The following is a 23,161-nucleotide window of genomic DNA, read 5'->3' as shown; positions in this document are numbered from 1 at the left end:
CGGAATCGAAGTTCGGACCGGAGGGGTGACGAGGCGGTGAGCGGGACGCAGGGATGAAGTTTCTGATTCTGAGGGTGCTCACTCACAGCGAGCTGGGCATGTTCCACGAGTATCGGCGGCAGGGCAGAGAGGGCTCCAAGCAACGGGCGATCAACTTCGATGGGGATGTGGTCGACCGCGTGTTCCCCACCGCGGCCGATAGCGAGCGGATCGCGCTGCAGCTTGGATACGACACCGACGCCGGAGTCGTGTCCGCGCCGCACTGGTTGACTAGGCAGGCGAAGAACTGGCGTCTGGAAGGTAATTGCCCGCGTGACGCGATCTACGCCTTTGTCGAACCGGGGTGCCTGTTCGCGATGGACGTGGATGCGGGGCGGGATCCCGCCGCGGGGAATTGGGTCGTGTTCGCGTCCGACGATCCGGTCACTCTGGCTGTCCTGGCGGATGGCGCGACGGCGGGTCTGGCGCGCGCCGGAATGATCGCGCTGCACGCGGAGGAGGGATCGAAGGTTCGCTCGGTGCTGAGTGCGGCGAGGCCGGACATGTTTGAGGCGGACGAGAAAGGGGAGCAGGGGATGGGAGCAGGGGTCGAGCAGCCGGCCGGAGGTCGACGCCTTCCGCCCCGTCCCGCGCGGATGGCGGAGATCATCGCGCAGACGGGGCACACGCTTGCCAGCGCCGTCGCTGATATCGTCGACAACTCGATAAGCGCGGATGCGACGGAGATCGACATCCGCTTCTCGGAGCCGAACGGCGGCCACGGGCGCTGGATGACCATCCGGGATAACGGTCACGGGATGGATGCGGCCGAGCTCGACGAGGCCATGACGCTGGGCAGCGAGGTCGACTACGAGAGCAACAGCCTGGGCAAGTTCGGCTACGGACTGAAGGGCGCGTCCTGGTCGCAGGCGCCGGTCTTCACCGTCGTCAGCCGCCGTCGTGGCGGAGCGATGGTGCATCTCAGCTGGGATCGTCGCAATCTCGCCGACTGGGTCGCGAGCTCAGCGCCGCTGGAGGAGTGGGAGGCCGAGGTCGCGACGCCGGGTGATCAGGGCACCGTCGTGCTCTGGAAGGAGATGAAGCCGCCCGCGGCCGCGCTGAATGTCCCGGGTGTGACGCCCTGGACGGCCGAGATCTCGCAGCTGACCCGCGAACTGGCGCTCGTCTTTCATCGCTTCCTCGAGGGAGAGGCGACGAACCGGAAGAAGGTCACGATCAGGATCAACGACAAGGCTGTGGCGCCGAACAATCCCGTCGGTCATGCGCTCGTGACGCCATACGATCAGAAGACCATCGGCATCCCGGTCGAGGGCGGGAACGAGCCGGTCAAGGTGCAGGCCTTCGTCCTGCCCTCCGAAGAAGAGGTTCGGCAGCACCACAAGCCCGAAGGTCCCGCCGTGGTGAACGAGGAACTCAACCGGCTTGGGCTCTACGGGCGCCGTAACGAGAGCCAGGGGCTGTTCGTCTACCGCAACGACCGTTTGATCAAGTGGGGCGGCTGGCACGAGATCTGGACCACCAGCGACGAGAAGACCAAGCTCGCCCGCGTGGTCGTGTCGTTCGGGACCAAACTGGACGGCCCCTTCGCGATCAACATCACAAAGCGGTCTGTCAGCCTGCCGGGATCGCTCCAGGAGAAGATCAAGGCCCAGGCGACGCCCGCGCGTAACGCCAGCAAGGCAAAATACAGCAAGACCGGCCAGAAGCCCGCACCGATACCGACGCCAGCACCTGTGCCGACGCCGACCCCACCGATCACGGGTGGCGGACCTGCCCCTCAGCCCCCGGCGCCGGGCGAACCGATCGGAGGGCCGGGCGACATGGGGACGCCGCCGACGCCCGCACCGGTGCCGGAGGAGGTGCCCGTCACGCTGCGCATGGTCACCAGCCCGCGCTTCGGTTGGAAAATCGGTCCGAACCTGACCGGCGGGCGCGACCTCCAGGTCAGCAATCGGCTCGGTCCGCTTCGCGCCCTGGCCGCCCGTCTCGACAAGGATCCGGAGGGCGTCCGCGAGCTGGCGGCGTTCCTGGCCCTGCTCGACGCGAAGGATCTGCAGGCCGACCTGCTCGGCGACGAGGACGCCGCGTGATGTCATTGCGCATCCTGTCGACGCCGCCGGCCACCCCGGTCTGGACCGACAGGCTGGGTCCGGGATCCTGGCGCAACTGGGACAGGCTGGAGCGGCTGTTGCTGGATGGTGGCCGCTGGGAGCAGCCGCAGATCGACTCGCTGGAAGCCGAATCGTTCAGGGTCCTCCGCCACCTGCACGACCCGCTGTCCAACGGCGACTTCAGCGGACGCGGTTTGGTCGTGGGTTACGTCCAGAGTGGCAAGACCGCGAACTATACCGCGGTCGCCGCGCGCGCCGCCGATGCTGGCTACCGCCTCTTCATCGTGCTGTCCGGCATCCACGATGCCCTGCGCAACCAGACGCAGGTCCGGCTCGAGCGCGAGCTGGTCGGAGTTGGCGATGATGGGCGGGTCCCGTCGGGCTGGACGCTGCTGACGTCGCGGACCTCCGACTTCAGCGCCGCCGATCCGGAGGTCCTGCGCGGGCCGGGCGCGTTCCTGGTCGTTCTGAAGAAGAACACCCGGATCCTCGACCGGCTGAATGCCTTCCTTCAGGGAGCCGGCGCGGACCTTGCCGGTCTGCCGGCCCTCGTGATCGACGACGAGGCCGATCAGGCGTCGATCAACACGGGTTCGAACCGATCGCGGGACCCCGCCATCGACGATGGCGACGATACTGAGGATCAGGAGAGCGCGCCCTCGCGCACAAACGCCAAGATCCGGACGATGCTCGGTCTGCTGCCCCGGGCCTGCTACGTCGCCTACACCGCCACTCCGTTCGCGAACATCTTCATCGACCCGGACGGGGTGGACCGCGAGGTCGGTGAAGACCTTTTTCCTCGAGACTTCGCGATCCAGCTGCCCCGGCCTGACGGCTACACGGGCACCGAGGAGCTGTTCGGCGTCTCCGCACAGGGTCGCGACGTGCTGCGCGACGTCCCGGACGATGATGTCGCGGCGCTGCGGCGAAACCGGGGCAAGCGCAACACCGGAGTGGTGATCGGTCCGGAGGGCGCCTCAGTTCCGAAGTCGCTTTCCGAGGCCTTCCTGACCTTCTGCGTCGCGGGAGCCGTGCGGGAGTTTCGGCCAGATCTGGCAGGTCAGCCGCACACCATGCTCGTGCACGTCAGCGCACGGACCGACGACCAGGCACGTATAGCGGGTCTCATGCGCTCGCAGCGCGACCTGTGGATCGAGGCGATCCGTCAGGGGCAGAGCCTGGATGCACTGTTCGGTGGTGTGATCACTCGCCACCTCCAGGGCACGGACCTGTCCGCGCCCATGGAGACGGTGCTGGCCCGTGCGGCCGAGATCCTGGCGGGGCTCGAGATCCTGGAGCTGAACAGCGTTTCAGGGGAGGACCTGAGCTACGGATCGAGGATCGCCCGTCACATCGTGGCGATCGGTGGGAACCGGCTTTCGCGCGGGCTGACGCTCGAGGGGCTGACCATCTCCTACTTCCTGCGCACCACCAGCATGGCAGACACGTTGCTGCAGATGGCCCGGTGGTATGGCTTCCGCACCGGCTACGAGGACCTGATCCGCATCTGGACGACCCAGGGCATCGCACACTGGTTCACGGAACTTGCGCTGGTCGAGCAGTCGCTGCGCGATGCGCTCCAGACGCTCGCGCGTGCGGGCAGGCGACCCGACGAGATGGCCATTCGGCTGCGGGCCCACAGCGGCCTGCTGCTGACGTCCCGCAACAAGGCGGGGATGTCCTCCGAAGTGCCGGACTCCTGGTCGGGCGAGCACCCGCAGACGGTCATGCTGCCTTTGTCGGAGGGGGACAAGCTCAGTGACAACCGGCTCCTTGCCGAGCGCCTCGTGGCAGGCGCCGGGCCCGGCCGCGCCGTTTCGGGCGGCTTCCTCTTCCAGGACCTCGCACCTGAGATCGTCTGCGAGTTCCTGCGGCTCTACCGCACCCACAACGACGTCGTCGCCTTCCGCGGCCCCGAACTGGCCGATTGGATCGAGGGTCGTGCGCGCGTCGGCGAACTCATCGATTGGTCGGTGTTCGTCGCCGGCTCGGCGAAGGGCGCGGACATAAGGCTCGGCGGCCACACGCTGGGTGTGGTCACGCGCTCTCCGATCAGCTCCGAAGGCATCGGCATCCTGATCGACCCGCGTCACGAAGGTGTCGACCTGCCCGGCGGGCCGGATGCCTACCGGCGTCGGAACGGCGATTTTGACGCGGGCGCGATGCGCGCTGCCCGGCCTGTTTCACAGGGCTTGCTACTGCTCTACCCTCTCGACCCGGGGCCGTTCGGGATCACGGGCGTCGACAGCGTTATCGCCGTGGCGGTGAGCCTGCCAAGAACGTCCGATGGTTCGGGCACTTCCGTCGTCAACCTCGGCGTTGCCCGTGGAGACTGATCTCACCGAGTCCGGGTGGGCGATACTCCGCGCGGAGCGCCCGCTGAGCGACGGCAGTCTCGCGACGCGCAGCGTAGTGTGGGACGAACAGGTCAGCGGCATCCTTGCAGGCATGGACGCGGCCGGAGCACTCCACTTGCTCATTCCCGTCCCGGACGCGGAGGTCCTACGCACCATCGCCGACCTGAACGGGCTCCGGGTGCGATCCAGGATGACCGACGCCGGCCCCTACCTGAGCGTCACCGCCGAGCCGCAGCACGAGCGCGTGTTCACACCGATCTGCCGCGAGATCGTGCAGGCGGTCTTCAGCGAGGGGCGCGAGCCCTGGGCGGCGGTGGACTCGATCGTGCGGCGGTGGCTTGCCGCGTTCCGCGCGATCCGGCCCGCCATGTCGAGGTCGGTGCAGATCGGGCTCGTCGGGGAGCTGATCATCCTCGCCCGCGTGATGATCCCCGCTCTCGGCGCAGCTGCGATCCTCTCCTGGAGCGGCGCGGAAAGCGAGCGCCACGACTTCATCGCCGGACTGCTCCACATCGAGGTGAAGACGACCACCCGCGCACGGCACGAGCACGAGATCTCGCGTCTCGATCAGCTCTGGATCGGTGGAGACGCCACCCTGGTGCTCGCCTCAGTCAGGCTGGAGTCGACGATCGGTGGAAAAACGACGGTCGCGACGATGGTCGACGAGGTGCTGCACCTGATTCGGGACGAACCCGGACTGGCGGACGCCTTTTTGCTGAAGCTCTTCAGGCTGGACTGGAGCGACGGAATGCGCCGTTCCGGAGAGCTGCTGACCTTCAACCTCAGCGAGGCCGCGTTCTACGAGGTGGACGACCAGTTCCCGCGACTGACGGAGGATTTCGACCCGCCGACTGGCGTCGTTGCGGTGAGATACACGATCAGTCTGGCGAACCTCCCGACGCTCGATTTGGACGAGGTGGCCGTTCTGCTCGAAGCGTCCGTGGCGGCGCGCTAGCCTGCCGCCGCGCGAAGGGTCGGCTGCTCGTTCGCCGCGACGGCGGCCTGCACGAGGTCGGCACGGATGATCTCGGCCAGTGCGAACGCCATCAGCGGCGGCACCGCGTTCCCGATCTGCCGGAACGCCGGGTTCATCGTCCCCGAGAAGCGGAAGCCATCGGGGAACGACTGCAGCCGCGCCGCCTCGCGCACCGAGATGGTGCGCGCTTGGTCGCCGTCGTAATGGATGTGCGAGTAGGTATCCTTGCCGATGTGGGCCATAAGCGTCCGGACCGGGAAGTCGGGCCGCAGCTTCCACCAGCGGTTCGGGAACTTCGTGACGTCGTAGGGCGGCACGATGGACGCGTGCAGCGCCTTGAAGGCCGCCGTGCCGCGCCGCAGTCCGCGCTCGCCGGCTAGACGTTCCGCGATCTGCTCTGCCGTCCTGCGCGCCTCAGGATATTCGGCGCCCGGCCGCATCTCCGAGAAGGTGGCCGTGTCGCGCGGCAGCGCCCGGATGACGTGATCCCAGACGCCGTGCTCGGACGAGAACCCGGGCCAGCTCCTCATGTCGCGGGCGTATGCGGAAGGCGGCGTCTCGCGGTAGCCTGCCAGCGTGTCGAAGCGCCGGGCGCCGCGCTTCACGCCGCGACCGCTTACCGGCGGCAGGTCGCCGATCGCGTCGGTCGCGCTGATGGCCGCGGGCAGGTCCTCCTGCCCGAGGTCGGGCTGGACGAAGCCACGGCCTCCGAGCCGGTCGACGTAGCGCAGGGCGACCGCTCGCGTCCCGGCGTAGCCGGGTGGGAGCGTGAGGTGATGGGTCGCGCTCGGGAAACGCACCCGCAGGCCGAGCTCGCACCGGTAGGCGACGAGGAAGACGCGGTCGCGCATCTGCGGAACGCCGTGGAACGCCGAGTTGATAAGCGAGTAGCCGGCGACGTAGCCGAGCGCCTCGAGCGCCTCGACGATCTCCTCGGCGACGTTGTGGTGCCCGTAGTGCAGGATGTCCGGGACGTTCTCGATCAGCACGGCGAGCGGCTGGAAGGCCCGGACGTATTCGAGGTAGCGGAGGTAGAGGTTGCCGCGCGGGTCGACGCGGAAGGCCTCCGGGTGGTCGGCGACCTCGCGCAGCTTGGCCCGGCCCACGCGGGCGTAGGCCTGACAGGGCGGCCCTCCGACCAGCACGTCGATCGCACCGGCGACGTTGCCCAGTCCGAGTTCCGCGACGATGTCGTCGGGTTCCGTCGTGGTGATGTCCCGCGCCTTCGCATGCGCGGCGAAGCGGTTGGAACCCGGGTGGAAGTTGCTCGCGTGGGTCAGGGCTGCGAGCGGATCCATCTCCACTGCGCCTTCGATGCTGAAGCCGGCTCGGTGGAAGCCGAGGCTGATGCCGCCGGCCCCGGCGAAGAGGTCGAGAACCCTAGGGCGGCCGCCCGCCCTCAGCCGCGTCAGCTTTTCGGCGATGATGACGTCTGCATTGTCGTCTGCGGCCTTCATGTCCGTCCCGTGGTGTTCCGACACTCCGGGCACGCCCGCGAGTTCTCCCTCTTCAGCCTGTTCCTAGCACATCGGGCTCCGCAGGCGAGCACGAACCCCGCAGCTCGGCCTCGAGGCGCGCCAGGAGCGCAGCCTCGTCCCTCAGCTCGCACTCCCAGACGACCACCGTCCTCCATCCGAGGTCGTCCAGGTCATGCTGGTTCCGGCTGTCCCGTTCGACGTTGCGGTTCAGCTTGGCCTGCCACCAGTCGGCGCGCGTTCGCGGCAGCACCGACCTGCTGCAGCCGTGCCGATGCCAGAAGCACCCGTGGACAACGATCACGACCCGTCGACCGGGGAGCACGATGTCGGGCTTGCCCGGAAGGTCAGTCCTGTGCAGCCGGAAGCGATAGCCGGCGCGGTGGAGCAGGCTCCGGACGCGTATTTCGGGCTTGGTGTTCTTGCTCCGGATCGCCGCCATGTTGCGGCGGCGTGCCGGAGCGACGTCCTCGAAGGAGGGTCGTGCGATGAGCTTTCCTCCTTCGGTCGACTGGTCCGTCTGCTTCGCTGGTCGCCTGTCACCCAGCATTGAGCACGTGCCGGCACGAGTAGAACGGCTCGGTGCACAGGATCAATCGAGTCGGGGCATCGGCGGCCTATTCCTGACGCGTACTCGTCAGCGGGAGCGTGCTTCGCCGAAGCTGCAACCGGCGCTGAACCGCGCCGGCCATACGCCACAATTCCCTTCGATTTGCTTCCGTGGTGCTTCCGCAGCCTGCGCGCGGGGATTTCGGATCCCCGAAGGGAGAAATTAAGCTAAGCTTTTCAATGAGATGCTGGTGCTGCCGGTGAGGATTGAACTCACGACCTCAGCCTTACCAAGGATGCGCTCTACCACTGAGCTACGGCAGCATTTCCGGTTATCGCGGAGCGCGCGTAAGAGACGAGGCGGACCCGATTGTCAAGGCGTTATGCGAATGAGCGACAAGGAAACCCGTGAAGACCGGCTGGCGGCGGCGCTGCGTGAGAACCTGCGACGGCGCAAAGCCCGCGCGCGCGGCGAGGCGGATGCCGACGGTGCCGCCGACTCTCCACCCCGCGCAGGCGACCGCGAGGGGTGAACAGGCGCGCGCGCGCTCAGGCGATCGGCGCGCATTTGGCGGCGAGCCACATCCGCTCGGCATCGTCCATCTGCGGGCCGAGCACCGCCAGCACCTGGGCATGATAGGCGTCGAGCCATGCGCGCTCGGCGGCGCTCAGCATCTCGGCGACGATCAACGAGCGTTCGATCGGCACGAAGGTGAGCGTCTCGAATCCGAGCATCGCCTGCTCGGCGCCTGCGATCTCGCGCGGTTCGACCAGAATCAGGTTCTCGATGCGGATGCCGTACTCGCCCGCCTTGTAATAGCCGGGCTCGTTCGAGAGGATCATGCCCGCGCGCAGCGGCTCGGACGGGCCGCCGCCGGGGTAGAACGGCTGCGCGATGCGCTGCGGCCCCTCGTGCACCGCGAGATACGCGCCGACGCCGTGGCCGGTGCCATGCGCATAGTCGAGCCCCGCCTCCCACAGCGGCCGGCGCGCGAACCCGTCGAGCTGGCCGCCGGTGGTGCCGGGCGGAAAGATCGCGGTGGCGAGCGCGATATGGCCGCGCAGCACGCGGGTGAAGCGGTCGCGCATCTCCTCGCTCGGCGTTCCAACCGGGATCACGCGCGTCACGTCGGTGGTGCCGTCGCGGTACTGACCACCCGAATCGACGAGGTAGAGCTGGCCCGGTTCGATCGCCGCGTTCGACTCCTCCGTCACTTTGTAATGCGGGCTCGCCCCGTGCGCGCCGGTCGCGGAGATCGTGTCGAACGAACTGTCGAGCCACACGCCGGTCGCTTCGCGGAACGCCTGTAGCTTCGCCGCCGCCGACAGTTCGGTCTCGCCGCCTGCCGGCAATGCCGTCTCGGCCCAGCGCAGGAACCGCGCGAGCGCGGCGCCGTCGCGCGCGGAGGCCGCACGGTGTCCCGCGATCTCGGCCGGGTTCTTGGTCGCCTTGGCGAGCACCGCAGGGTCGCGCAAGGGAAGCACGGTCGCGCCGCCCGCCTCGAGCGACTCGAAGATCGCCGCGACCGCGCGCTCGGGATCGGCGGCGACGCGCTTGCCCGCGAAGCCCGCCAGCGCGCCCGCGAAGTCGGCGCGATCGCGCAGGCGAATCGCATTACCGAGATGCTGGCGCACCGCATCGTCGATCTTGTCAGGGGAGACGAACAGGTCGGCGGTGCCGTCGGCAGCGACGATCGCATAGGACAGGGCGACCGGCGTGTGCGCGACGTCGCGACCCCGCACGTTGAGCGCCCATGCGATCGAATCGAGCGCGGTCAGCACCACCGCATCGGCTTTGCGCTCGGCCAGCCAGTCGGCGATCAGCGCGCGCTTTTCGGCCGAGGAGGCACCGGCGATCGCATCGTCCTGCACCACCAGCCGCGCGTCGGAGGGCGCTGGCCGGTCGGGCCACACCGCGTCGACCGGATTGGTATCGACCGCCACCAGCGCCGCGCCGCGCTCGGCGAGTGCGCGGGTCGCCTCGGCCACCCAGGCGCGGGTGTGCAGCCACGGGTCATAGCCGATACGCGCGCCTTGCCCGGCATGCGCGCCGAGCCAGCCCGCGACGCTGGTCGCGGGCACCGCGACATAGTGCCAGTCGTCGGCCGACACCTGCTCGCGCACTTGCAGGGTGTAGCGCCCGTCGGTGAAGATCGCCGCCGCCTCGGGCAGCACCACCGCCGTTCCGGCCGAGCCCTGGAACCCGGTCAGCCAGGCGAGCCGCTGCGCATAATCGCCGACATATTCGCTCATATGCTCGTCGGTGAGCGGTACGACGAACCCATCGAGCGACGCGCGGGCAAGCTGTTCGCGCAAGGCGGCGAGGCGGGCTGAGTAGGTCGACATGGCAGCGGTCCCGGTGGTGCAGCGTGGAAAGAGCGCCGGTCTGCCAGAAACCCGCAGCGCTGCACAGGCCGGCTATACGCGGCCGGGCATCCCGGTCGTGGTGGAAGAGTGAGCGCGCGGTGCGGGCGAAGGCGGCGGCTCTGGACGGGCGCGGCACGGTCTGCGATAGCCACCCGCATCTGCTGCACTGCGGCACGCTGCGACGCGGCCATCCGCGCGCCGGGGCCGATACCGCGAATGGATTTACGGAGACCGCTATGCGTCGATATCGCTGGATCATCGTCGCCGTGATCGTGCTGGTTGTGGCGGCGCTTGCGGCGTGGTGGTATATCTCCGACGACGGCCGCGCACCTTTCGCCGACAAGCAGGCGTTCAGCCGCGGCCAGTACATGGCCTTCGCGCAGCCATGGGGCGGTGACGCGACCGCCAAGGGCGGGGCCGCCGCCGGCAGCGACCAGATCCGGGTCGATCTCGCCAAATTCCCCGACAACACCGGCATTTCGTGGCGCTGGCCGCTCCACCGCCCGGCCGGGGTGGCGGTCGGCGTATGGGGGTATAATATGGTCGCGTTCGGTGCCTATGACGGCGGCGAAACCGATGTCGCCGTGCCGCCCCGCCAGGTCAAGGCGATCAAGGCGCTGAAGCAGGCGTTCGACTGGAGCTATTCCGCGCCGGCGGGCGAGGCCAACCTGCTGACCGAGTTCTACCTCCGGTCCGATCCCGCGAACAGCGAATCGAAGCTGATCGAGATCGGCTGGTTCCTCCACACGCCCAAGCCCAGCGCCCAGTTCGCGGCGCGTGCCAAGCCGGTCGGCAGCTATACCGATCCCCAGGGACGGCGCTGGAACGTGACCATGGACGAGCGCTACTGCATGTTCGTCCCCGCCGACGGAGCGGATATCGGGCGCGGCGAGATCGACATGCTCGCGGCGCTCGGCTGGTTGCGCACCAAGCGACTCGTCACCGGCGAGGAATGGTTCAGCGGCGTCGCGATCGGCGCGGAGCCGTTATGGGGGATCGGCCATGTCGAGATCCGCCACTGGGCGGTCAGCTATTCCTGAACGCGGGCGCGCTCGACAAGCCGCCGTCGCGCGTTAAGGGTCTGGGGATGACCGACACGCCGCAAGACCGCCCGACACCGCCCGTCGCCGAGCGCCGCCCGCACAGCTTCACCTGCCACGGCATCACCGTCACGGACGATTATGCCTGGCTGAAGGACGCGGGCTATCCCGAGGTGACCGACAAGGACGTGCTCGCCTATCTCGAGGCCGAGAACGCCTATTTCGAGGCGCTGATGGCACCGCGCAAGCCGCTGGTCGATCGGCTCTATGCGGAGATGAAGGCGCGCATCAAGGAAGACGAGTCCTCGGTGCCGCAGAAGGACGGCGACTGGCTGTACTGGACCGCGTTCGAGACCGGTGGCGAATATCGCAAATGGTGGCGCAAGCCCGTCGCGGGCGGCGAAGACCAGCTCATGCTCGACGAGCCGGCGCTGGCAGAGGGCAAGGAATATTTCCGGCTCGGCACCCTGTCGGTCAGCAACGACGGCACGCTGCTCGCCTATGCGATCGACGACAATGGCTCTGAACGGTTCGAGCTGCGCGTCAAGAACCTGGAAACCGGCGAGCATCTCGCCGACGTGATCCCCGGCACGCTGTCCGAGATCGTGTGGACCGCCGACGACAAGGGCTTCCTGTACGGGCTCGCCAACGAACAATGGCGTACCGACAATGCGCGGCTGCACTGGCTCGGCACCGATCCCAAGGACGATATCGAACTGTTCCGCGAGGCGGACGAGGGCTACCGCGTCGGCGTTTCGGAGACGAGCGCGCGCAACTGGATCATCATCGCGACCGGCGATCACGTCACCAGCGAAGTGTATCTGCTCCCCGCCAACGATCCGCTCGCCAAGCCGCTGTTGGTCTCGGCGCGGGTGCCCGGGCGCGAATATGACGTGGACGAGCATGACGGCACGTTGTTCATCCACACCAACGACATCGACCCGATGTGGCGGCTGTGCACCGCGAGCCTCGACGCGCCGGGCGACTGGTCCGAAGTGATCGCGCCCTCGCCCCACTTCTACATGACCGGCGTGTCGTGCTTCCGCGACTTCTTCATCGTCGACGGGCGCGAGGACGGGCTCGATCAGGTCGAGATCCACCGCTATGACGGCGGCGCGCCAAAGCGCATCGCCTTCCCCGAGGCGAGCTACGACGCAGGCCTCGGCGACAATCCCGAATATGCGATGGACGTGCTGCGGCTCGGCTACGAATCGATGGTTACGCCCGGCACCGCCTATGATTACGACGTCGCCACCGGCGAGATGACCGTGCTGAAGGTGCAGGAGATCCCCTCCGGCTACGATGCGGACGGCTATCGCACCGAACGGCTCAAGATCACCGCGCGCGACGGCACGCACGTGCCGGTGTCGATCGTGTACCCGAAGGATTTCGTGAAGGACGGTTCGGCGCCGCTCTATCTCTACTCCTACGGTGCCTATGGCCACGCGATCCCGCCGGGCTTCTCGACCGGGCGGCTGTCGCTGCTCGATCGCGGCTTCGCTTATGCGATCGCGCATATTCGTGGCGGCGACGATCTCGGCCAGCAATGGTATCACGACGGTAAGCTCGAAAAGCGCACCAACACGTTCAACGATTTCGTCGACGTGGCGAAGGGGCTGATCGAACAGGGCTGGACCAGCGCAGGGAAGATCGCGATCGCGGGGCGCTCGGCGGGCGGTGAGCTGATGGGCGCGGTGGTCAATTCCGATCCCGAACTATGGGGCGCGGTGATCGCGGACGTGCCGTTCGTCGATGTGCTCAACACCATGCTCGACGCCGAGCTGCCGCTGACGCCGGGCGAATGGCCCGAATGGGGCAACCCGATCGAGGACAAGGCGGCGTTCGAGCTGATCCGGTCGTACTCGCCCTACGATCAGGTCAAGCCGCAAGCCTATCCGCCGCTGTTCATCTCGGGCGGGCTCAACGATCCGCGCGTGACCTATTGGGAGCCCGCCAAATGGGCCGCCAAGCTGCGCGCGACCAAGACCGACGACAATGTGCTGTTCCTCAAGACCAACATGGGCGCGGGCCACGGCGGCAAGTCGGGCCGGTTCGAGTCGCTGCGCGAGGCGGCAGAGGAACACGCCTTCGTGCTGTGGCAGTTGGGGATCGAGGACTAGGCCCGAATCGTTCGTGTCGAGCGTAGTCGAGACACCTGTGTACGGGTGGCCCCTCGACTTCGCTCGGAACGAACGGCGTAAGAGCAAAATTCGCCGCGCGACTCGGCTGTGGGGCTTGCGCGACGGGCGCACTCGTGGCTTGGCGCGCGGATGGCAAAATCCGCAACCGACCTGATGCAGGACATCCTCGTCGCCGCGACGCTCGATGCGTTCATGGCGCTCAAGAAGGCGTCGGGCGGGCTGCCCAACGCGCTGGTACGTGACCTGAACGCGATCCACGCCAACACCACGCTGGCCGATCTGCCCGCCGAGGTGCAGGCCGCGATCACCGCCAGCGTGCGCGATGCCTTCTCGCGGCTGCTGAAGGAAGGCTACACCGTCGCGCCGAGTCGCGGCACGCCGCCGCCCCCGGCCCCGCGCGGACCCACGCCGCCGCCCCGCCCACGCGGCAAGTCCGGCCCGCCCACGGTCGAGACGCGCCGCCCGCGCCCGCCGGTCAAGCCGAAGGCGCGCTGAGCCTCACTTGCCGGCCATGACGTTGGCGAGGATGGCGAGATCGTTGCCGTCCACATCGCTGCCGGTCGCATCCGTCAGCGGATCGGCCGCGTTCGCCGTGACCGGCTGCTTGGCGGGCGCCACGCCGACGACGTCCACCGCCGTCCACAGGATACCGCCCGCCCACAACACGGCGGCCCAGCGGCTGCGGAAGAGTTTGGCGTAGGGCATGCGATTACGTGTAGCGCATGACGGTCAACCGATCCTTTGCGAGGCTGGTTAATACAGGCCAGGTCGAATGGTTCGCGCAAAGCGCCGCAGTCTCTTCCCTTTCTCTGCGTCCCCTGCGCCTCTGCGCGAATTCAATCGCCCTCCGCCGGAACAGATTTTGCACGCGGAGGCGCGGAGCGCGAAGATAAGAAAAGAGTGAAAGCTGGCCGCGTGCTTGGTGAACCGCCTGCCCCATGCGCAACCGCTCCGCGTCTCCGCGCCCCCGCGTGAACCAAGTCTCCGCTCGGAAGGTGCGACACCGCAACCCAAGCCGAGCGCTTACGTGACGCAAAAGCCACACGCTCGCCCCCACCCATTCTAAGCCTTTGTGCTGTCCGCCACGCTGGGCTATTCCGCGCCCACAATGCCACATCTCTATCTTGTCGACGGCTCGGGCTATATCTTCCGCGCCTATCACCGCCTCCCGCCGCTCACCAACAAGCATGGCGAGCCGGTCGGGGCGGTCTATGGCTATACCACCATGTTGTGGCGGCTGGTCGACGAGCTGAACACCGCCGACGGCCCCACGCACATGGCGGTGATCCTCGACAAATCCTCCAAGACGTTCCGCAACGAACTGTACGACCAGTACAAGGCGCATCGCCCGCCCCCCCCTGAGGATCTCGTACCCCAGTTCCCGATGATCCGCGATGCCACGCGCGCCTTCTCGCTGCCCTGCATCGAGGAGGAGGGGCTCGAGGCGGACGATATCATCGCCTGCTACACCAACGCCGCATTGGCGCAGGGCTGGCAGGTGACGATCGTGTCCTCGGACAAGGATCTGATGCAGCTCATGACCGATCCGTCGGTCGATATGTACGACACGATGAACAACCGGCGGCTTGGCGCGGATCACGTCGTCGAGAAGTTCGGCGTCGGCCCCGACAAGCTCGGCGACGTGCTCGCGCTGATGGGCGACAGCGTCGACAACGTGCCCGGCGTCACCGGTGTCGGCCCCAAGACCGCCGCCAAGCTGATCCTCGAACATGGCGACCTCGAAGGCGTACTCGCCGCCGCCGAGGGCATGAAGAAGGGCAAGCTGCGCGACAATCTGATCGAGCAGGCAGCCAATGCGCGGTTGTCGAAAGTGCTGGTGACGCTCAAATGCGACCAGAACCTGCCCGAGCCGCTCGACGATCTTGCGTTGCAGGGCATCCCCGATGCACCGTTGCGGGCGTTCCTCGAACATCACGGTTTCAAGTCGCTGCTGACCAAATTGTCGGCAGTGGCGGACGCGCCGGTCGAGACACCGAAAAGCGTGCTGACGCCCGAGGAGGAACCGGCCTGCGACCACGACGGCTATGAGACGGTCGTGGACGAAGCCGCACTCGACACGTGGATCGCCGCTACGCGCCATCAGGGCTGGGTCGCGATCGACACCGAAACCACCGGCATCGACGCGACTCGCGCCGAACTGGTCGGCATCAGCATGGCACTGCAAGCCAACCGCGCGTGCTACATCCCACTCGCGCACGGCGGGACCGGGCTGTTCGCGGAGCGGCCGGCGCAGATCGCCACGGTGGTCGCGCTCGACAAATTGAAGGCGCTGTTGGAGGACGCCTCGGTCCTCAAGATCGGCCACAATCTCAAATACGACATGATCGTGCTGGGGCGCCTCGGCATCGACGTGGCGCCGTTCGACGACACGATCCTGATGAGCTTCGATCTCGACGCCGGCCTGCACGGCCACGGCATGGACGAGCTGGCCGCCACGCACCTGTCGCATAGCTGCATCGCGTTCAAGGACGTGATCGGTGTCGGCAAGACGCAGCGCCAGTTCAACGAGGTCGATCTCGTCGCCGCGACGCGCTACGCCGCCGAGGATGCCGACGTGACGCTCAGGCTGTGGCGGCGCTTCAAGCCCCGCCTCGCCGCCGAGGGCGCGACGCGCGTGTACGAGATGGTCGACCGCCCGCTCGCTCCCGTCATCGCGCGGATGGAGCGCCACGGCATCAAGGTCGATCGCGACAAGCTTGCCGGCCTCTCGGGCGAGTTCTCGACGCAGATCGCCGCACTTGAGGTCGAGATCCACGAGATCGCCGGCGGCCCCTTCACGATCGGCAGCCCCAAGCAGTTGGGCGACGTGCTGTTCGAGCGCATGGGCATCAAAGGCGGGCGCAAGGGCAAGTCGGGCGTCTATTCGACCGATGTCAACGAGCTTGAGCGGATCGCCGCCGACAAGGACTCAGTGGGCGCGGGCATCGCCGCCAAGGTGCTTGAGTGGCGGCAGCTCACCAAGCTCAAGAACACCTATACCGATGCGCTTCAGGCACAGATCAACCCCGAGACGGGCCGCGTCCACACCAGCTACAGCCTGACCGGCGCGCAGACCGGGCGGCTATCCTCGACCGACCCGAATTTGCAGAACATCCCGATCCGCACCGAGATCGGCCGTCAGATCCGCGACGCGTTCGTGGCGGAGGACGGCAATGTCATCCTCGCCGCCGACTATTCGCAGATCGAGCTGCGCCTCGCCGCGCACATGGCCGACGTGCCGCAACTGCGCGAGGCGTTCGCCAGCGGCGCGGACATCCACTCGCTCACGGCGCAGGAGCTGTTCGGCGAGGTCAACCGCGACACGCGCGGGCGCGCCAAGACGATCAACTTCGCGATCCTCTACGGCATCTCGCGCTGGGGTCTGGCGGGTCGGCTCGACGTCACCGCCGACGAGGCGCAGGCGATGATCGACCGCTATTTCGAGCGCTTCCCCGGCATCCGCAACTATATCGCCGCAACCACCGAGTTCGTGCGCGAGCGTGGGCACACCGAGACGCTGTTCGGGCGGAAAACCCACTTCCCGCGCATCAAATCCAAGGTCCAGCACGAGCGGCAGGGTGCGGAGCGCGCCGCGATCAACGCGCCGATCCAGGGCACCTGCGCCGACATCATCAAGCGCGCGATGGTGCGGATGGAGCCGGCGCTGGCCGAAGCGGGCCTCGGCCATGTCCGCATGCTGCTTCAGGTGCATGACGAACTGGTGTTCGAACTGCCCGAAGCCGATGTCGAAGCGGCCAAGCCGGTGATCGAGCGCGTCATGGCCTCCGCCGCCGAGCCCGCGCTGACGCTGTCGGTGCCGCTCGGCGTCGAGATCGGCGTAGGCGCAAGCTGGGGCGCGGCGCATTGAGCGACGCGGCCACAGGCGCGGGGGCGCCTGACGATATCGACGCGCTCGCCAAGGGCGGGCGAACCAACATCTTTGGTTTCCTGCTGCGGCTTGCCGCGCGGCTGCCGTTCCTGTTCATCGCCGGGCGCAGCTATGGCCCCGATCTGGTCGGGCGGTTCGCGCTCGCGGTGGTGGTGGTCGAGTTCGCCGCACAGCTCGCCACCTTGGGCCTGAAGCGCGGCCTCGCGCAGGCGTTCGCCGATTCGGGCGAGCGGAGCCACACGCATGTGGCGTGGGATGCGCTGGCGGTGGCGTTCATCGCCTCGGCGATCGCGAGCGTGGTGCTGTTCGCCGTCCCCGAGATCATGTTTCCAAGCGGGCTGACCGGCGAACTCGAACGCTATCTGCCGGTCGTGGTGGTGGCATGGGCGTGGACCGAGATCAGCCTGGCCGCGCTCGCCTATCGCCGCAACGTCGGCGCATCGGTCACGGCGCGCGCGATCGTCGAGCCGTGGACGATCAGCATCGCCGCCCTCGTCTTCTCATTCTTCACCAAGCAGGACGGGCTGGTCCTGTCGTACATGCTGTCGATGCTGGCGGCGCTGACCGCGGCGTTCGTGCCGTTCCTCAAAAGCTACGGCCTGCCCTATGGCTGGCGGCCCGATCCCGGCCGCCTCGTCGCACTGGCGCGGCATAATGTGCCGCTGGCGGGTGCGGATGCGATCGAATGGGGATCACGCAACGTCGATCGCGCGATCCTCGGCTATCTGTTCGAGCCCAAGATCGTCGGCATCTACTACATGGCGGTGCAGATCGCCTCTTTGCCGGGCAAGCTCAAGACCAGTTTCGACCCGATCCTCGGCCCGGTCATCACGTCCAGCCTCGCGCAGAACGATCGGAAGGCGGTGGCGCAGCAGGTGCGGCAGGTCGGCTTCTGGATCATGGCGGCGCAGGCGGGGCTCGCGCTGATGGGGTCGATCCCGGGCGAAGCGGTGATGGGCGTGGTCGGGCCGCAGTTCGTCGCGGGCACGGCGGCGATGGCGTTCCTGCTCTGCGCCGAGGTCGCCGCGTCGACCGGCGCGGTGTGCGAGAGCGCGCTCGTCTATATTGCGCGGCATCTGAACCTGATGCTGTCGATCGGTGCGCTGACCTTGCAGGTGGTGCTGAGCTTCGCGCTGATCTTCGCGATGCGTGCGCTCGGCTGGCCGGACAATTACCAGGCGGCGGGGCCGGCGGTGGCGCTGCTGCTGGCGATGGGCACGTCGTCGCTGGTCAAATCGAGCGTGCTCGCGAAGATGCTCGGCGCGCCGGTGCGCGGCTGGCGCTGGCAGATGCTGCTGGCGATTGCGGCGGCGATCGCGGTGGGGACGATCTTCACTTCGCTGCCGCACCGGCTCGAATGGGCGGAACTGACCTTCGGCGAACCCGCCATCGCGGCGAGCTATCTGTTCGTACTGTGGACCTTCGCGTTCGGCCCGGAGGATCGCGCACTGTTGCGGCGGACACCCAAGGCCACCGCCGCACCCAACGCCGCGACCTGATCCGCCGCCATCGCGCCTAGGGCGCGAGCCGGCTCGGCTGCGCTTCGGCGAGGATCACCGCGAACTTGCCCTCGTCATCGGTCCACTCGGCGATCGGCGTCCAGCCGCCCGCGCGCAGCAGGACGCGCGCATCACGCGCGCCATATTTGTGGCTGTTCTCGGTGTGGATCGTCTCGCCCTTGGCGATCGCGAACGGCCGGCCCTCGATGGTGAAATCGAGATCCTCCAGCGCTTCGAGATGCATCTCGATCCGCGCGCGATCGTCGTTCCACCGCGCGACGTGGCGGAAGCGATCCACCGGAAGCGTGCCGCCGAGTTCGCGGTTGATGCGTTCGAGCAGGTTGAGGTTGAACGCCGCCGTCACCCCGGCGGCATCGTCATAGGCGGCGGTGAGCACGGCTTCGTCCTTGATCCGGTCCATGCCGATCAGCAGCATCGCGCCTTCTCCAAGCGACGCCTTCATCGCGCGCAGCAGATCGACCGAGGAATGCGGCACCATGTTGCCGATCGTCGAGCCCGGGAAGAAGCCGAGCTTGGACGCGTCCGCGATTTGGCCGGGCAGCGCGATCGGCTTCATGAAATCGCCCTCGACCGGCAGCACCGCGAGGCCCGGAAACGCGCTGGCGAGCGTTGCGGAGGAATCGCGCAGGAAATCGCCCGAAATGTCGATCGGCACATAGGCCGACGGGCTCACCGCGCCGAGCACGATCGGCGTCTTGGTCGACGAGCCCGATCCGAATTCGACCAACGCGCGACCCGGCCCGGCGATCCGCGCCACTTCGGGCGCGATGGTGCGCAGGATCGCGGTTTCGGTGCGGGTCGGGTAATATTCGGGCAAATCGGTGATCGCTTCGAACAGTTCGGAACCCCGCCGGTCGTAGAACCAGCGCGCGGGGATCGCGCGCGGGCGCATCTCGAATCCGCGCAGCACGTCGGCACGGAAGGCGGGGTCGGCGAGGCTGGCCTGACCATCTTCGATTTCGGGCTTGAGCATCAGAGATCCTTTGCCAGCCGCACGCCGGTGAACTGCCAGCGCTGGTGCGGATAGAAGAAATTGCGGTAGCTCGCGCGCGCATGCCCACGCGGCGTGGCGCACGATCCGCCGCGCAGCACGAACTGCCCGCTCATGAACTTGCCGTTATACTCGCCGACCGCGCCCTCGACCGGGCGGAACCCCGGATAGGGGCGGAACGCGCTGCCGGTCCATTCCCATACGTCGCCGTAGAAGGCCGGACCGCCCGCCGACGGGCGCGGCTCGACCGGGCCGGCGACGTCGAACTGGTTGCCGCTGTCAGCATCGTACCCGGCCGCCGCCGCTTCCCACTCGAACTCGGTCGGCAGCCGCGCGCCCGCCCAGCTCGCATAGGCGTCGGCTTCGTAGAGGCTGACGTGCGTGACCGGCGCGGCCGGGTCGATCGGGCGACGCCCGTCGAGCCCGAAGCGCGTCCACACGCCTTCGCGCCGTTCCCAATAGAGCGGCGCGTCGATCGCATTCGCCTTGACCCATGCCCAGCCGTCCGACAGCCAGTGGCGCGGATCGGCATAGCCGCCATCGGCGATGAACGCCGCCCATTCGCCGTTGGTGATGGTGCGATCGGCAAGCGCATGCGGGGTGAGCAGCGCGCCGTGGCGTGGCCCCTCGCAATCGAAGGCGAAATGCGGATCGTCATGCCCGATCTCGGCGATGCCGCCGGCGCGCTCGATCCAGCCGATCGGCCCCGGCATCTCGACCGGCACCTTCCGCGCGCCCGGCCAGATCGCCGGTTCGAGCGGGTTTTCGGACATGAGGTGGAGAATGTCGGTGAGGAGCAACTCCTGATGCTGCTCCTCGTGATGGCACCCCAGCCGGATTAGCTCGCGTGCGTCGTGCGCGAGACCGGGCAACGCCGCGTCGATCGCAGCATCGACATGCGCGCGGTAACCCAGCACCTCATCAAGCGTCGGCCGCGTCACCATGCCGCGTCGTGCGCGGCTGTGGCGGCGGCCTTCCGCCTCGTAATAGCTGTTGAACAGGAACGGATACCGCTCATCATACCGCTGGTAGCCGGCGACGAAATCGCGCAGCACGAACGTCTCGAAGAACCATGTCGTATGCGCGAGGTGCCATTTGGCGGGGGACGCATCCTCCATCGACTGCACCGTCGCGTCCGCATCCGACAGCGGCGCGACCAGCGCGACGCTCAGCCGACGGACGGCGTCGAAGCGTGCGGAAAGCGCCTCGGGAGAGGGGGACAGGCCGAGACGCGTTCTCATGATGTTCTCCTTATCAGCCGCGACACCATGCGTGTCAACGGCTGACCGGGGCGGCTATGCGCGCGAGTGGCCCGGCACCCACAAAACGTCGCCACCTGCCGTTTTGTTCACGTAACGACTGGCGACGAACAGGAAATCGGATAAGCGGTTGAGATAGCTGAGCGCCTGGGGGTTGAGCGCGACATGCTCGCCGGCTGCGACCGCCGTCCGTTCGGCGCGGCGCACGATCGCACGGGCGAGATGCAGCGCCCCGCCGCCCGCGCTGCCGCCGGGCAGGATGAAGCTGGTGAGCGGCGAAAGATCGGCGTTCAGCGCGTCGATCTGCTCCTCCAGCCATGTCACCTGCGCGGGCACGATGCGCAGCGTCATGTCGGACGGCGCGAAATCCTCGCCCGGGGTGGCGAGATCGGCGCCGAGATCGAACAGGTCGTTCTGGATGCGCAACAGCGCCGCCGACGGTTCGGCTCCGCCGAGCGAGACGACGGCGAGCCCGATCGCGCTGTTCGCCTCATCGACGTCGCCGATCGCGGCCATGCGCGAATCGGCCTTGGACACGCGCGACCCGTCGACCAGCCCGGTCGTGCCGCCGTCGCCGGTGCGCGTGTAGATCTTGTTGAGCTTGACCAACGTCAGCTCTTGCTGCCGCCGATGACGAGGATCAGCACGATGATGAAGATCGCGATCGCCTGAAAGAAGATGCGGTATTGCATCATCTTGTTCGACTTGATCGACGACTCGCTCGGCCCGGTTTCGCCGCTGCGCGCCTCGGCGCTGGCGTTGAGCAGGAACACCGCGAGCCCCCGCACGAGCACGACCACCACCGCGATCATCGCGGCGATCAGAAGCAGGAACAGGAATGTGCTCATTCCGCTAATCTAGGCGCTCGCGGCGGCAATGCCAATGGGGAGCCGTCGCCCCGGCGCAGGCCGGGGCCGTTGCGCGTGGTTCGAGCGTTTCGCCCGGTTACACAGCGGCCCCGGCCTCCGCCGGGGCGACGATGCGTGCGGCGCGCAGATCGGCGGCGACACGCGCCCCGTCCATCCCCGCCTCGCGCAAAGCCGCCAGCGTCGGCGCGCCATCGCGCTTGGCGAGGCGCTTGCCGTCAGCGCCTGTGAGCAGCGCGTGGTGGTGATAGCGCGGTGTCGGCAAGGCGAGCAGCGCCTGGAGCAGCCGGTGGACGTCGGTGGCGGCGAACAGGTCCGCGCCGCGCACGATCAGCGTCACCTCCTGCCAAGCATCGTCCACCGTCACCGCCAGGTGGTAGCTCGCCGGGGCATCCTTGCGCGCGAGCACGACGTCGCCATGTGCCTGTGGAGCGGCCTCGACTACGCCGGCGATCTCGTCGTACCAGGCGAGCCGCCCGGCGCGCGCCACCGCCGCCGCCATGTCGAGCCGCCAGCAATGCGGCTCCGCGATCCGCGCCGCGACCTCGGCAGCGGAAAGCCGCCGGCAGGTGCCCGGGTAGAGCGCGCCCTCCGGCCCGCCATGCGGCGCCGACACGCTCGCGGCGATCTCCGCGCGCGTGCAGAAGCATGGGTAGAGCAGCCCCATCCCGCGTAACCCGTCGAGCGCCTGCGCATAGGCGTCGAGCCGGGCCGACTGCCGCACCACCGGACCATCCCACCCGAGCCCGAGCCAGCGCAGATCGTCCTCGATCGCGGCGATGAACGCGGGCCGGCTGCGCGTGCCGTCGATATCCTCGATCCGCAGCAAAAACCGCCCGCCGTCCTCCCGCGCGCGGTCGTGCGCGCGGATCGCGGAACAGGCGTGGCCGAGGTGGAGCAGCCCGGTCGGGCTGGGGGCGAAGCGGGTGACGGTCATCAAATCCGTGCCGGCCCTTGACCGCGAGTCGCGCGCTGTGCTGTCATCACCCCGTCATCCTAGTGGGCGATTGCCGCACAAGGAAGCGAGGGGAACGCGCAAGTGTATCATCCCGACTTGATCCGCCACCCGGACAGTTGCCCGGCGCTGGTGCTGAACGCTGACTATACGCCGCTCAGCTATTATCCCTTGAGCATCTGGCCGTGGCAGACCGCGATCAAGGCGGTGTTCCTCGACCGCGTCGATATCGTCGCCGAATACGAGCGCGAGGTGCGCAGCCCGACCGCGAAGGTGAAACTGCCCTCGGTCATAGCGCTCAAGCAATATGTGCGGCCGAGCGCGTTTCCGGCGTTCACGCGGTTCAACCTGTTCCTGCGCGACAAGTTCGAATGCCAATATTGCGGCACCGGGCGCGACCTCACCTTCGACCATATCATCCCGCGCGCGCAGGGCGGCCGCACGACGTGGGAGAACGTCGCCACCGCCTGCGCGCCGTGCAACCTCAAAAAGGGCGGGCGCACCCCCAAACAGGCGGGCATGCCGCTCCACATTGAGGCGATCCGCCCGACGAGCTGGCAGTTGCAGGAGCATGGCCGGCGCTTTCCACCCAACTTCCTCCACGCGACCTGGCGCGACTGGCTGTATTGGGACGTCGAGCTGGAGGCTTGACCGTCGCCCCGGCG

General features: G+C 67.8%; 19 protein-coding genes and 1 tRNA gene. 10 read left to right on the top strand and 10 right to left on the bottom strand.

Annotation, left to right across the window (positions count from 1 at the left end; all coding sequences use genetic code 11):
• The first annotated feature begins 53 nt into the window (after positions 1–53).
• From AC3ANX_RS00675 to AC3ANX_RS00665, 3 genes are read left to right on the top strand one after another with little or no spacing between them, the layout of a single operon-like run.
• The gene (locus AC3ANX_RS00675; RefSeq protein WP_488335135.1) at positions 54–2,090 is read left to right on the top strand and encodes an ATP-binding protein; all 2,037 of its coding nucleotides are present in this window, start codon (positions 54–56) and stop codon (positions 2,088–2,090) included.
• A complete protein-coding gene (locus AC3ANX_RS00670; protein WP_488335134.1) occupies positions 2,090–4,447 on the top strand; it encodes a Z1 domain-containing protein in 2,358 nt (785 codons plus the stop codon). Before AC3ANX_RS00675 ends, AC3ANX_RS00670 begins: the two co-directional genes overlap by 1 nt.
• Positions 4,437–5,423, top strand: a complete 987-nt coding sequence (locus tag AC3ANX_RS00665) for a PD-(D/E)XK motif protein (protein ID WP_488335133.1) — start codon at positions 4,437–4,439, stop codon at positions 5,421–5,423. Before AC3ANX_RS00670 ends, AC3ANX_RS00665 begins: the two co-directional genes overlap by 11 nt.
• Here AC3ANX_RS00665 and AC3ANX_RS00660 read toward each other — a convergent pair.
• From AC3ANX_RS00660 to AC3ANX_RS00650, 3 genes are all read right to left on the bottom strand, one after another.
• Complete coding sequence (locus tag AC3ANX_RS00660; RefSeq protein WP_488335132.1) at positions 5,420–6,901, bottom strand: DNA cytosine methyltransferase; 1,482 nt, start codon at positions 6,899–6,901, stop codon at positions 5,420–5,422. The two genes, AC3ANX_RS00665 and AC3ANX_RS00660, sit on opposite strands and share 4 nt — an antisense overlap.
• A 52-nt stretch (positions 6,902–6,953) precedes the next feature.
• Positions 6,954–7,361: a very short patch repair endonuclease gene (locus AC3ANX_RS00655; RefSeq protein WP_488335131.1), complete on the bottom strand. Its 408-nt coding sequence runs from the start codon at positions 7,359–7,361 to the stop codon at positions 6,954–6,956.
• A 356-nt stretch (positions 7,362–7,717) separates the two neighbouring features.
• Positions 7,718–7,792, bottom strand: a tRNA-Thr gene (locus AC3ANX_RS00650).
• A gap of 65 nt (positions 7,793–7,857) precedes the next feature.
• Between AC3ANX_RS00650 and AC3ANX_RS00645 the strand changes: the two genes are divergently transcribed.
• Positions 7,858–8,001, top strand: coding sequence for a hypothetical protein (locus AC3ANX_RS00645; RefSeq protein WP_488335130.1), 144 nt, complete (start codon positions 7,858–7,860; stop codon positions 7,999–8,001).
• Between the two features lie 16 nt (positions 8,002–8,017).
• Here the strand turns inward: AC3ANX_RS00645 and AC3ANX_RS00640 are convergent, their stop codons facing one another.
• Positions 8,018–9,814 (bottom strand): aminopeptidase P family protein, encoded by a 1,797-nt coding sequence (locus AC3ANX_RS00640; RefSeq protein ID WP_488335129.1) that lies wholly within the window; start codon positions 9,812–9,814, stop codon positions 8,018–8,020.
• Between the two features lie 257 nt (positions 9,815–10,071).
• Here AC3ANX_RS00640 and AC3ANX_RS00635 point away from each other — a divergent pair, with 257 nt between their 5' ends.
• The 3 genes from AC3ANX_RS00635 (at position 10,072) to AC3ANX_RS00625 (ending at position 13,511) form a co-directional block, all read left to right on the top strand.
• On the top strand, positions 10,072–10,875 hold the full coding sequence (locus tag AC3ANX_RS00635; RefSeq protein WP_488335128.1) for a hypothetical protein: 804 nt from the start codon (positions 10,072–10,074) through the stop codon (positions 10,873–10,875).
• A 47-nt stretch (positions 10,876–10,922) separates the two neighbouring features.
• Positions 10,923–12,995, top strand: coding sequence for a S9 family peptidase (locus tag AC3ANX_RS00630; protein ID WP_488335127.1), 2,073 nt, complete (start codon positions 10,923–10,925; stop codon positions 12,993–12,995).
• Positions 12,996–13,145: 150 nt separating this feature from the next.
• Positions 13,146–13,511 carry a hypothetical protein gene (locus AC3ANX_RS00625; protein ID WP_488335126.1) on the top strand — a complete coding sequence of 122 codons (366 nt, stop codon included), beginning with the start codon at positions 13,146–13,148 and terminating at the stop codon, positions 13,509–13,511.
• Between the two features lie 3 nt (positions 13,512–13,514).
• Here the strand turns inward: AC3ANX_RS00625 and AC3ANX_RS00620 are convergent, their stop codons facing one another.
• Positions 13,515–13,721: a hypothetical protein gene (locus AC3ANX_RS00620; RefSeq protein WP_488335125.1), complete on the bottom strand. Its 207-nt coding sequence runs from the start codon at positions 13,719–13,721 to the stop codon at positions 13,515–13,517.
• 403 nt (positions 13,722–14,124) lie between these two features.
• Here AC3ANX_RS00620 and polA point away from each other — a divergent pair, with 403 nt between their 5' ends.
• Positions 14,125–16,884: a DNA polymerase I gene (gene polA, locus AC3ANX_RS00615; protein ID WP_488335124.1), complete on the top strand. Its 2,760-nt coding sequence runs from the start codon at positions 14,125–14,127 to the stop codon at positions 16,882–16,884.
• Positions 16,881–18,404, top strand: coding sequence for a lipopolysaccharide biosynthesis protein (locus AC3ANX_RS00610; protein ID WP_488335123.1), 1,524 nt, complete (start codon positions 16,881–16,883; stop codon positions 18,402–18,404). The genes polA and AC3ANX_RS00610 overlap by 4 nt, the downstream gene beginning before the upstream one ends.
• Before the next feature lie 16 nt (positions 18,405–18,420).
• Here the strand turns inward: AC3ANX_RS00610 and egtD are convergent, their stop codons facing one another.
• From egtD to gluQRS, 5 genes are all read right to left on the bottom strand, one after another.
• The gene (gene egtD, locus AC3ANX_RS00605; RefSeq protein ID WP_488335122.1) at positions 18,421–19,398 is read right to left on the bottom strand and encodes an L-histidine N(alpha)-methyltransferase; all 978 of its coding nucleotides are present in this window, start codon (positions 19,396–19,398) and stop codon (positions 18,421–18,423) included.
• A complete protein-coding gene (egtB, locus tag AC3ANX_RS00600; RefSeq protein WP_488335121.1) occupies positions 19,398–20,657 on the bottom strand; it encodes an ergothioneine biosynthesis protein EgtB in 1,260 nt (419 codons plus the stop codon). The genes egtD and egtB overlap by 1 nt, the downstream gene beginning before the upstream one ends.
• A 54-nt stretch (positions 20,658–20,711) precedes the next feature.
• Complete coding sequence (locus AC3ANX_RS00595; RefSeq protein ID WP_488335120.1) at positions 20,712–21,284, bottom strand: cob(I)yrinic acid a,c-diamide adenosyltransferase; 573 nt, start codon at positions 21,282–21,284, stop codon at positions 20,712–20,714.
• Positions 21,285–21,286: 2 nt separating this feature from the next.
• Positions 21,287–21,523 carry a twin transmembrane helix small protein gene (locus AC3ANX_RS00590; protein WP_488335119.1) on the bottom strand — a complete coding sequence of 79 codons (237 nt, stop codon included), beginning with the start codon at positions 21,521–21,523 and terminating at the stop codon, positions 21,287–21,289.
• Between the two features lie 97 nt (positions 21,524–21,620).
• The gene (gluQRS, locus tag AC3ANX_RS00585) at positions 21,621–22,478 is read right to left on the bottom strand and encodes a tRNA glutamyl-Q(34) synthetase GluQRS (RefSeq protein ID WP_488335118.1); all 858 of its coding nucleotides are present in this window, start codon (positions 22,476–22,478) and stop codon (positions 21,621–21,623) included.
• A 102-nt stretch (positions 22,479–22,580) separates the two neighbouring features.
• Here gluQRS and AC3ANX_RS00580 point away from each other — a divergent pair, with 102 nt between their 5' ends.
• Complete coding sequence (locus AC3ANX_RS00580; protein WP_488335117.1) at positions 22,581–23,147, top strand: HNH endonuclease; 567 nt, start codon at positions 22,581–22,583, stop codon at positions 23,145–23,147.
• The last annotated feature ends 14 nt before the right edge of the window (positions 23,148–23,161 follow it).

The organism is Sphingomonas sp. BRN-1R (assembly GCF_057748035.1).
This window is presented reverse-complemented; position numbering and strand designations above follow the sequence as displayed.

Excerpts from the sequence above, each read along its gene's own strand:
- AC3ANX_RS00675 (WP_488335135.1), top strand. The coding sequence starts at position 54 with ATGAAGTTTCTGATTCTGAGGGTGCTCACTCACAGCGAGCTGGGCATG.
- AC3ANX_RS00670 (WP_488335134.1), top strand. The coding sequence starts at position 2,090 with ATGTCATTGCGCATCCTGTCGACGCCGCCGGCCACCCCGGTCTGGACC.
- AC3ANX_RS00660 (WP_488335132.1), bottom strand. The coding sequence starts at position 6,901 with ATGAAGGCCGCAGACGACAATGCAGACGTCATCATCGCCGAAAAGCTG.
- AC3ANX_RS00655 (WP_488335131.1), bottom strand. The coding sequence starts at position 7,361 with ATGGCGGCGATCCGGAGCAAGAACACCAAGCCCGAAATACGCGTCCGG.
- AC3ANX_RS00645 (WP_488335130.1), top strand. The coding sequence starts at position 7,858 with ATGAGCGACAAGGAAACCCGTGAAGACCGGCTGGCGGCGGCGCTGCGT.
- AC3ANX_RS00640 (WP_488335129.1), bottom strand. The coding sequence starts at position 9,814 with ATGTCGACCTACTCAGCCCGCCTCGCCGCCTTGCGCGAACAGCTTGCC.
- AC3ANX_RS00635 (WP_488335128.1), top strand. The coding sequence starts at position 10,072 with ATGCGTCGATATCGCTGGATCATCGTCGCCGTGATCGTGCTGGTTGTG.
- AC3ANX_RS00630 (WP_488335127.1), top strand. The coding sequence starts at position 10,923 with ATGACCGACACGCCGCAAGACCGCCCGACACCGCCCGTCGCCGAGCGC.
- AC3ANX_RS00625 (WP_488335126.1), top strand. The coding sequence starts at position 13,146 with ATGGCAAAATCCGCAACCGACCTGATGCAGGACATCCTCGTCGCCGCG.
- AC3ANX_RS00620 (WP_488335125.1), bottom strand. The coding sequence starts at position 13,721 with ATGCCCTACGCCAAACTCTTCCGCAGCCGCTGGGCCGCCGTGTTGTGG.
- polA (WP_488335124.1), top strand. The coding sequence starts at position 14,125 with ATGCCACATCTCTATCTTGTCGACGGCTCGGGCTATATCTTCCGCGCC.
- egtD (WP_488335122.1), bottom strand. The coding sequence starts at position 19,398 with ATGCTCAAGCCCGAAATCGAAGATGGTCAGGCCAGCCTCGCCGACCCC.
- egtB (WP_488335121.1), bottom strand. The coding sequence starts at position 20,657 with ATGAGAACGCGTCTCGGCCTGTCCCCCTCTCCCGAGGCGCTTTCCGCA.
- AC3ANX_RS00590 (WP_488335119.1), bottom strand. The coding sequence starts at position 21,523 with ATGAGCACATTCCTGTTCCTGCTTCTGATCGCCGCGATGATCGCGGTG.
- gluQRS (WP_488335118.1), bottom strand. The coding sequence starts at position 22,478 with ATGACCGTCACCCGCTTCGCCCCCAGCCCGACCGGGCTGCTCCACCTC.